This is a genomic window from Neobacillus piezotolerans (assembly GCF_003362805.1).
Lineage (GTDB): Bacteria > Bacillota > Bacilli > Bacillales > Cytobacillaceae > Bacillus_D > Bacillus_D piezotolerans.
On sequence record NZ_QNQT01000013.1, the window covers coordinates 75,819 to 82,302 of the forward strand.

The window sequence follows — 6,484 nt, forward strand, 5'->3', positions numbered from 1 at the left end:
GTACAATTTGAAGAATAACATAAGCAAGTTTTCAATTAGATTAAACTGCATTGGGAAGCGGGGCGTGGTACCCGCTTCTTTTTGTTAGGTTTTAAGGGAATTTTCAAGTGTGTATGGATTTTTAGCCGGCAGAAAATGTTAACAAAACGTTCACCGCAATTCGTCATTATTTTTAATAAAATGGGCTTTAAGAACAGGAAAGGAAGTGGCTTATGTTTCTAAAAAAGAGAACGGAACCCGAGGAATTATTGATTTTGAAGCATTTGGATAATCGAATGGAACTGGCACTGAGTGACAGGAAGCGATTATCCAATTTGCAACGGGGATTCGAAGGGGAAGTGCAGTTTGACCTCCTTGCGAAAAATATCGTCGAAGAGCGGTATATCCTTAATGACTTGCGGCTGGAAGTCAACAATTCCGAACTGCAAATTGATTCGTTTATCATTTCAAAAGGTATTACGTACCTGTTGGATGTGAAAAATTTTTATGGCGATTTTTACATTGACGGCGACAAATTTATCTCCATTAAAACCGGGGAGGAATACAAAAACCCTCTTGACCAGCTAAAAAGAAGCGCGCTGCTCCTCCGCCAAATTTTCAATTACTACAACCTCAATTACCTCATCGAACCATACGTCATCTTCATCAATCCTGAATTCACCTTGTACCAAGCCCCAATGGATCAACCAATCATCCACCCAACACAGGCTAACAGATTTATCAGGGAGCTAAATGAAACGCCATCCAGGCTCAATGATAGCGATTAGAAACTCGCGCAAACTTTGCTTTCCATGCATCAAACCAAAAACCGGTTCCAGAAGCTGCCCGACTATCGGTATGAGCAGCTAAGGAAGGGGATGTTTTGCGGGGAGTGCGGATGTTTATTTTCGATTATTGACCATCTTGACCTCGTATGCAGGAATTGCGGCAAACACGAAAAGTCCGAGTCCGCTATATTGCGGCATACTGAGGAGTTTAAGCTGCTGTTTCCGGAGCGTAAGATTACGACGAGCGGTATACATGAATGGTGTAATATTGATTTGGCTAAGCGGACCATCAGTAGAACATTAAAAAAGAATTATAGGTTAGTAGGAAGTACAAGTAATACCTATTTTATTTAATCGCTGCTTAAAAGTGGGACGTTATTTTATTTCGATACAAATTAGTAAATAGTTTTTACAAAAAACTAATACCAGATGTCTGGACAGCAAAGTACATTCTCGAGGGGTGCGGCTCCAAAGATACCCGATGTTTGGACAGCAAAGTACATTCTGGAGGGGTGCGTGTCCAAAGATACCCGATGGTTGGACAGCAAAGTACATTCTCGAGGGCTCCGTGTCCAAAGAAGCGCGATGTTTGGACAGCAAAGTGCAATCGCGAGGGATCCGTGTCCAAAGATGCCCGATGTTTGGACCGCAAAGTGCAATCTCGAGGGCTCCGTGTCCGAAGATGCCCAATGTTTGGACTGCAAAGTGCAATCTCGAGGGCTCCGTGTCCAAAGATACCCGATGTTTGGACAGCAAAGTGCAATCTCGAGGGCTCCGTGTCCAAAGAAGCCCGATAGTTTGGACGCCAAATTGAAATTTTAATGGGAAAATTGAGGCAGTTGCGATTGTCCACGCCAAAAAAAAGCGGATAGCACATATGCGCTATCCAAAAATTAGGGAGTTTAGGGGTATGGATCTAGCTGTAGTTCTACCTTTCCCCGTACTGGAAAGAAATAAACCTGTCTGCCATAAATTTCTCTTTAATTGAAAACATGTTCCACACGCTGTATGATAGAAATATACATTTTTAAGTAAACAGGGAGTGATTCCATTGAATATGAATTTTAATTTATTTATGAATGACGTGGTTAACCAGGCACGGCAGGAAATTTCCGCTGCCGGGTATTCGGAGTTGAAAACTCCGGAAGAGGTGGAGGAAGCGCTTAGCCGCAAAGGAACAACTCTTGTGATGATTAATTCCGTTTGCGGATGTGCGGGGGGAATTGCCAGGCCGGCTGCGGCGCATGCGATTCATTATGATAAGCGCCCAGACCACCTCGTGACCGTTTTTGCCGGTCAGGATAAGGAAGCCACCGAAAAGGCGAGAGGCTATTTTACTGGCTATCCGCCATCCTCGCCATCGTTCGCGCTGTTAAAGGACGGGAAAATATGCACGATGATTGAACGCCATGATATTGAAGGATTTGACCCAATGAATGTCGTCCATAAGCTTCAGCAAAGCTTTGACGAGTACTGCGAAGAGCTTTAACGCTTCCAGGATAGACCAATTTCGAATTTAATAATTAAAAATGGCCTGTTGTGCTCTGGCACGGCAGGCCTTTTTTTATATTCCCGACAGTTTCCCGGAAGTGGAATTTTATAAAAGGCCGTCCTGACGGCTTTCTTTAAATTGGTAATGTTATTTTTAAAAAATATATTGCATAATTATTTAATCGTGTTAAAATTCATTAATGTGAATAATTATTACCTCGATGTTTTTCTGTAAGCGGAGATTTTTCCTGCTCAAAAAGGGTAGTAATAATGAAGAGAAAAAATTTTCAGTAAACTAGGGAGGACAATTCGATGAAAAAAAACATTATTTTATTTTTAAGCGCAATCCTGCTCGCAGGCATTCTTTCTGCCTGCGGAACGAAGAAGGATGATGCGAAAACCGGGGGCGGAGGAGAAGATAAGAAAACACTCATCATGGCTACGTCAGCTGATTACCCGCCGTTTGAATACATCGATACTGACAAAAGCGATGAAATTATTGGTTTTGACGTGGACTTGGCCAAAGCTCTAGCCGGGAAATTGGGATACGAGCTACAAGTTAAGGACATGGACTTCAACGGGCTTGTCCAGGGGCTTAAATCCGGCCAGGCAGACCTTGTGCTAGCGGGTATGACCCCAACTGAAGACCGTAAGAAAAATGTGGATTTCACCGATATCTATTATACTGCTTCCCATATGATTGTGACGAAAAAGGACAGCGGCATTAAATCCATTGAAGACCTCGAAGGGAAGACTGTCGGCGTCCAGCTAGGGTCGATCCAGGAAGGAAAAGCAAAGGAAATCCAAAAAGAAGTGAAAATCAAAATTGAAGACAGAAACAGGATTCCTGACCTAATCCAGGAAATTAAATCCGGCCGATTTGACGCCGCCATCATTGAAGACACAGTCGCCAAGGGCTTCTTTAAACACGAAAAAGACCTTGAAGGCTTCACCCTTTCCGATGACCCGGAAGAAGCGGGCTCCGCAATCGCATTTCCTAAGAACAGCGAACTGACTGAGAAATTCAACCAAGAGCTGCAAAAGATGAAAGAGAATGGCGAGCTTGAAAAACTGGTTGTTAAATGGTTTGGCGGGGAAGAATAAAGGGAAAGCATGTGAACGTTCAGGAGGCATGTCCTCTCTGAACGTTTTTACAGTTGATATGGAGAGGAATGTTTAGCATGGAATTGGATTTCGGGCAGATTGTCCCTTCTATTCCGTATATTTTGGAAGGGATCCTGGTAACGCTCCGGATTGTTTTAATCGCGGGTGTACTCGGATTCGCATTCGGGATTGTTTTATCACTTTTTAAAATCAGTTCATTTAAGCCGCTTGGCTGGCTGGCGGACGCCTATACTAGCATTTTTAGGGGAACGCCGCTCGTCCTTCAGCTCATGCTCATCTATTTTGGCTCCCCTCAAATCCTAGGATTTCAAATCGAGCCTTATACAGCCGCTATCATTTCATTCGCTCTTAACTCGGCTGCTTATATTTCCGAAATCATTCGTGCCGGGATTCTTGCTGTCGACAAAGGGCAGAGGGAAGCAGCCTTGGCGCTTGGCGTCCCTTACAGGCAAATGATGTGGGACATCATCCTTCCGCAGGCATTAAAAAATATTCTTCCAGCCCTTATGAATGAATTTATTACATTAACGAAGGAATCCGCGATTGTCACAACAATCGGGGTCATGGATATTATGCGCCGTTCGTATCAGGTAGGGGCCCAATATTATTCATACTTTGAACCTCTCATTGTTGCCGGCTTGATTTATTATCTCATGGTCATCATTCTGACATTCCTTGGCAAGCTGGTAGAAAGGAGGATGAGGCGCGGTGATTAAAGTTGAGGATTTGCGCAAAAATTTCGGGAAGCTTGAAGTCCTGAAAGGGATTACGACTTCCATTAAAGAACGCGAAGTAGTCGCGATTATCGGCCCGTCCGGTTCAGGGAAGTCGACGTTCCTTCGCTGCATGAATATGCTCGAGGTGCCTACAAGCGGGCGCATCTGGATCGGTTCAAGCGAGATTACGGACAAGAAGACAAATATCAATAAAGTCCGAGAAAATGTCGGCATGGTGTTCCAACATTTTCATTTATTCCCGCATAAGACGGTCCTGCAAAATTTGACGTACGGGCCGATGAAGGTAAAAGGATTATCAAAAGCCGAGGCGGAAAAAATCGGCTATGAACTGCTTGAGCGGGTTGGCCTGTTTGAAAAAGCGGGAGAATATCCCGGCCGCCTTTCCGGAGGGCAAAAACAGCGGGTCGCGATTGCGAGGGCGCTCGCGATGAAGCCGGAAGTCATGCTGTTCGACGAACCGACATCGGCTCTCGACCCTGAAATGGTAAAGGAAGTTCTTGAGGTCATGAAGTCTTTGGCGCACACTGGGATGACCATGGCAATCGTCACGCATGAAATGGGCTTTGCACGTGAAGTTGCTGACAGGGTTCTGTTCCTTGATGGCGGCGTCCTTGTCGAAGACGCGGCACCAGAGCAATTTTTCTCAAACCCGAAAAGCAAAAGGGCGCAGGAGTTCTTGCAAAAAATGCTTTAATAAGGATATGCTAGGAAAAGATGGTCGTGATGATCATCTTTTTCATTTGCTTTTCTGCAGGGAGGGGATTGACCATGAAATTCAGGATTGGCTACCGGACGCTTAAAACCGCGGTTGGCACGGCTGCGGCGATTATCATTGCCCAGCAGCTTGGAGTCGATAACTTTGCTTCTGCCGGAATCCTGACAATCCTCTGCATCAAGCCGACGCAAAGGAAATCGCTCAGGGCCGCGTGGGACAGGTTTCTCGCATGCATTATGGCAATGCCGTTTTCCGCGTTCTTTTTTGAAGTGATTGCCTATCATCCGCTAGTCATTGGGATTTTGCTATTTTTCTTTATTCCTACGATTGTGATGCTGAAGGCCAAGGATGGAGTTGTGACGAGTTCAGTTATCATCCTACATATTTATTCAGCTGGCCACATTACAAAAGGTATCATTTTTAATGAAATCATTGTCATTATGGTCGGGATAGGGGTGGCGCTCCTGATGAATCTGTATATGCCAAGCCTGGATAAAAAGCTTTATGAATATAGCAGCAGGATAGAAGGCAATTTTAGGATAATTTTTATGGAGATCGCAAAATACCTGCGGACGAATGAGAGCACCTGGGATGGAAAGGAAATCCCCGAAACCGCGAAGCTATTGAATGAAGCGAAATCTCTCGCCTTCCGTGATGTCGAGAATCATTTGGTCAGGGAAGAAAACTTGTATTATCACTATTTTACGATGAGGGAAAAACAGTTTGAAATCATCGAGCGCATTTTGCCAATTTCGGCTTCGCTAACCTTTACGGTTGAACAAAGCAGGATGATGGCCGATTTTATCGATGAGTTATGCGAGAACATCCATTCCGGCAATACGGCGTACATTTATCTTGAGAAATTGAGGAAATTGAATAAAGAGTTCGAAGGAATGGAACTGCCAAAAACGAGGGAAGAATTTGTGGCCAGGGCTGCTCTCGTCCAACTGGGCAATGAGTTTGAGGATTACCTGCTTATTAAAAGTTCCTTTAAGGGAATCAGGGGGCCAGAAAAGAAGAATCGAAGCGGGGCTGTTGGCGCAAACTAGGGAAAAAGGGCAAGGGTGGTTTAAATGGCAAATTTTCTTGCGATGCTGTTATCTGTCCTGTTTGTTTCCCCAATTTGGCCGCTTGGGCCAAACCCGCTACCAGGAGATACGTTTATCATCGTCAATAAAAAGACAAATGAGATGGCTTTTATCGATGACAACAGGGTCCAGACGGTCCTTTCGGTCGGTACGGGCAAAAGTGCCGGCCTTACTCCGGAAGGGCTGTTCACCATAACGGTAAAGGCAGAAAACCCTTATTACCGGAAGAAGGATATTCCAGGGTCAAGCCCGGCAAATCCTTTGGGAACGAGATGGATTGGATTTGACGCCAAAGGGACGGATGGAAGGATTTACGGGCTCCATGGAACCAATGATCCTGCTTCAATCGGCAAGTATGTTTCCCAAGGGTGCATCAGGCTGCAAAATGAAGGGATCGAGTCGCTCTACCCCTTCATTCCGCTCGGCACGAAAATTTTGATTACATCGACTAATCGCCCCTTTACGGAATTGGCGGTTGAATATGGGGCCATAAGGTAGGAAAAAGGGACCGTCCAAAAATGAACTATGCCCTATAAAGTGGACAGTGAAATAAAAAGGCCT

The 6,484-nt window shown here is 44.8% G+C and carries 8 protein-coding genes; all 8 read left to right on the top strand.

Going from position 1 to position 6,484, the window contains the following annotated elements; genetic code table 11:
- The first annotated feature begins 212 nt into the window (after positions 1 to 212).
- The 8 genes from DRW41_RS23505 to DRW41_RS19845 all read left to right on the top strand — a co-directional run bounded on the left by DRW41_RS23505 (position 213) and on the right by DRW41_RS19845 (position 6,421).
- The gene (locus DRW41_RS23505; protein ID WP_245959507.1) at positions 213 to 767 is read left to right on the top strand and encodes a nuclease-related domain-containing protein; all 555 of its coding nucleotides are present in this window, start codon (positions 213 to 215) and stop codon (positions 765 to 767) included.
- A gap of 24 nt (positions 768 to 791) precedes the next feature.
- Positions 792 to 1,121, top strand: coding sequence for a hypothetical protein (locus tag DRW41_RS23510; RefSeq protein WP_245959508.1), 330 nt, complete (start codon positions 792 to 794; stop codon positions 1,119 to 1,121).
- Between the two features lie 697 nt (positions 1,122 to 1,818).
- Entirely contained in the window at positions 1,819 to 2,256 is a 438-nt protein-coding gene (locus DRW41_RS19820) for a BrxA/BrxB family bacilliredoxin (protein ID WP_115453762.1), read from the top strand.
- A gap of 314 nt (positions 2,257 to 2,570) precedes the next feature.
- Entirely contained in the window at positions 2,571 to 3,362 is a 792-nt protein-coding gene (locus DRW41_RS19825) for a transporter substrate-binding domain-containing protein (RefSeq protein WP_115453763.1), read from the top strand.
- A 77-nt stretch (positions 3,363 to 3,439) separates the two neighbouring features.
- Positions 3,440 to 4,099: an amino acid ABC transporter permease gene (locus tag DRW41_RS19830; protein ID WP_115453764.1), complete on the top strand. Its 660-nt coding sequence runs from the start codon at positions 3,440 to 3,442 to the stop codon at positions 4,097 to 4,099.
- Positions 4,092 to 4,814, top strand: a complete 723-nt coding sequence (locus DRW41_RS19835; RefSeq protein WP_115453765.1) for an amino acid ABC transporter ATP-binding protein — start codon at positions 4,092 to 4,094, stop codon at positions 4,812 to 4,814. Before DRW41_RS19830 ends, DRW41_RS19835 begins: the two co-directional genes overlap by 8 nt.
- Before the next feature lie 74 nt (positions 4,815 to 4,888).
- Complete coding sequence (locus DRW41_RS19840; RefSeq protein WP_115453766.1) at positions 4,889 to 5,884, top strand: aromatic acid exporter family protein; 996 nt, start codon at positions 4,889 to 4,891, stop codon at positions 5,882 to 5,884.
- A gap of 24 nt (positions 5,885 to 5,908) precedes the next feature.
- On the top strand, positions 5,909 to 6,421 hold the full coding sequence (locus DRW41_RS19845; RefSeq protein WP_115453767.1) for a L,D-transpeptidase: 513 nt from the start codon (positions 5,909 to 5,911) through the stop codon (positions 6,419 to 6,421).
- Positions 6,422 to 6,484: the final 63 nt, after the last annotated feature.

What these genes read in the sequence shown, in the direction of transcription:
- DRW41_RS23505 (WP_245959507.1), top strand. Translation starts at nt 213, where the DNA reads ATGTTTCTAAAAAAGAGAACGGAACCCGAGGAATTATTGATTTTGAAG.
- DRW41_RS23510 (WP_245959508.1), top strand. Translation starts at nt 792, where the DNA reads ATGCATCAAACCAAAAACCGGTTCCAGAAGCTGCCCGACTATCGGTAT.
- DRW41_RS19825 (WP_115453763.1), top strand. Translation starts at nt 2,571, where the DNA reads ATGAAAAAAAACATTATTTTATTTTTAAGCGCAATCCTGCTCGCAGGC.
- DRW41_RS19830 (WP_115453764.1), top strand. Translation starts at nt 3,440, where the DNA reads ATGGAATTGGATTTCGGGCAGATTGTCCCTTCTATTCCGTATATTTTG.
- DRW41_RS19840 (WP_115453766.1), top strand. Translation starts at nt 4,889, where the DNA reads ATGAAATTCAGGATTGGCTACCGGACGCTTAAAACCGCGGTTGGCACG.
- DRW41_RS19845 (WP_115453767.1), top strand. Translation starts at nt 5,909, where the DNA reads ATGGCAAATTTTCTTGCGATGCTGTTATCTGTCCTGTTTGTTTCCCCA.